1 protein-coding gene is annotated in these 927 nt (G+C 65.4%); it reads left to right on the plus strand.

Translation table 11 applies throughout. The features are described 5' to 3' along the window. A partial coding sequence (locus AU185_RS15855; protein ID WP_156425543.1) for an AMP-binding protein occupies positions 1–927 on the plus strand: 927 nt, incomplete at both ends.

The following is a 927-nucleotide window of genomic DNA, read 5'->3' on the forward strand; positions in this document are numbered from 1 at the left end:
ATCGCTTATCTGATTTACACCTCGGGCACTACTGGTACGCCCAAGGGGGTGGCGGTCACCCATGCCAATGTGACGCAGTTGTTGGGGTCGTTGGGTGCGGGTTTGCCGGCGGCGGGGGTGTGGTCGTTGTGTCATTCGTTGGCGTTTGACGTCTCGGTGTGGGAGATCTTTGGGGCGTTGTTGCGTGGTGGGCGGTTGGTGGTGGTGCCCGAGTCGGTGGTGCGTTCGCCCGAGGATTTGCATGAGGTGTTGGTGGGGCAGCGGGTCAGTGTTTTGACTCAGACGCCGTCGGCGGTGGCGATGCTTTCGGATGAGGGTTTGGAGTCGGCGGCGTTGGTGATGGCCGGTGAGGCGTGTCCGGCTGAGGTGGTGGATCGGTGGGCGCGCGGGCGGGTGATGGTCAATGCCTATGGTCCGACCGAGACCACGATGTGTGTGGCGATCAGCGCGCCGTTGCGGCCCGGTATGGATGTGGTGCCGATCGGGGTGCCGGTGGCTGGGGCGGCGTTGTTTGTGCTGGATCAGTGGTTGCGTGCGGTGCCCGCTGGTGTGGTCGGTGAGTTGTATGTGGCCGGTGCCGGGGTGGCGTGTGGGTATGTGGGCCGGGCGGGGTTGACCGCGGCGCGGTTTGTGGCGTGTCCGTTCGCGGTCTCGGGGGTGGGCGGGCAGCGGATGTATCGCACCGGGGATTTGGTGCGTTGGGGTGTTGATGGGCAGTTGCAGTATTTGGGTCGCGCTGATGAGCAGGTCAAGATTCGCGGGTATCGCATCGAGCTCGGTGAGATCCAGGCCGCGCTGGCCGGGCTCGATGGTGTGGATCGGGCGGTGGTGATCGCGCGCGAGGACCGTCCCGGTGACAAGCGTCTGGTCGGCTACATCACCGGCAGCGCAGACCCGGGCGATATTCGCGCCCAGCTGTTGGATCGG

The organism is Mycobacterium sp. GA-0227b, assembly GCF_001499855.1.
In the GTDB taxonomy this organism is placed as follows: domain Bacteria; phylum Actinomycetota; class Actinomycetes; order Mycobacteriales; family Mycobacteriaceae; genus Mycobacterium.